The organism is uncultured Campylobacter sp. (assembly GCF_938045405.1).
Lineage (GTDB): Bacteria > Campylobacterota > Campylobacteria > Campylobacterales > Campylobacteraceae > Campylobacter_B.
In genome coordinates, this window is record NZ_CALIMW010000171.1 from 1 (window position 1) to 1,278 (window position 1,278).

Genomic DNA, 1,278 nt, shown 5'->3' on the forward strand with positions numbered 1-1,278 from the left:
CTCTTTCGAGCTTTAAATTTCCGTTTTCGCTATGCTCCGCGCAGGAATTGTTGCAGTCGCCGTTTTTATCGCGCTTCAAATTCCCCTCGTTATATCCGTTACAGATAGCGCTGTGTTTAAGATGGCTCCTTGCGCCGTCTGAGTCTTGAGCTGCGCCTGCTGCATAGCATTTTTCGTCGCTTGCTGCATCATTTTGCGTATCGCATCGCCCGCTAGCCGAGTCGTATTTTGTGTCGTCTATGCTTTGAGTTGCGCTGCCCGCGCAGTATTTTTCTTCACAGCCAAGCCTTGCGCGTCTCAACAGATCCCAGTCGAAGCTCACGCCGTTGCCGCCCAGGCTCGCTCCTTTGGCATCGAATAATATCCGGTCGCAGCTCAAACCCTCAAGCGGCGGCATTTCGGTACCTATGCTTAGCACCTGCCACGCCTCGACGCCCGCTGCGTTGAGGCGCGCTTTGAAATCCGCGCTTATGCGTCCGTAGATCTGAGCGCAGTCCAGCTCGCAAGCCTCGCAAATTTTTAAAATTTGCTCCTCGTTTAGAGCTTCCGTATCTAAAATTTCAGAATTTAGATCTTTTACCGAGGTAGACACAGCGCAGTTTGCGTTTAAATTTACACTCAAATCCTCGCGCTGCTTTTCGTAAAATTCCGCGGTTCCGCAAAATTCTACGCTGCTACTCTCGTCCGCGTAAATTTTATCTTCACAAATTTCTTCGCCGCAAATTTTGCTGCTAAAATTTTTAAATTCGCATGCGGCGGCGCTGTGTTTTTCGGAGCTCAAAGCAAAGACTCCGACGCACTTTGCGCCGTTTTGGTGCGCGATGCGTGCGATCTCGCACGCTGTTTCTACGCTGACGCGGCGTTTTGAGCTTGATACGAATATCACGCCTAAAAATTCCACGCGCACGCCCGAGTCATCGCCCAGATTTCGCGAATCGCCGCAGAAATTTTTATCGCAATCGCAATTTTGCTCGGGCATAAAATTTGCATGATTTTGTGCGCGGCAGGTAAAATTCTCGCCGCCCTGATTAAAATTTTGCGCGAAATTTTGGCCGTCAGAATTGAAATTTCGCGTAGAATTCTCGGCATCCAAATTAAAATTCCGCCTAGGATTTTCGCCGCAAAAATTAGGAGTTTTCATTGAGCTTTCGCCGCCCGATTGCGGTAAATTTTTAGCATCGTCCGTGCTCTCTAAATTTACGCAGGAAGTCGAGCCGCTTGTCCTGCACGCCAGCACCGCGCGGGCTTCGGCGGCGCTTTTGATGCCGCAAATTTTGA

The 1,278-nt window shown here is 49.8% G+C and carries 1 protein-coding gene; it reads right to left on the reverse strand.

The genetic code is table 11. The annotated features are described in order from the left end of the window. A partial coding sequence (locus tag Q0140_RS06585) for a hypothetical protein (RefSeq protein ID WP_297962977.1) occupies window positions 1–1,141 on the reverse strand: 1,141 nt, incomplete at its 3' end. Window positions 1,142–1,278 lie beyond the last annotated feature (137 nt).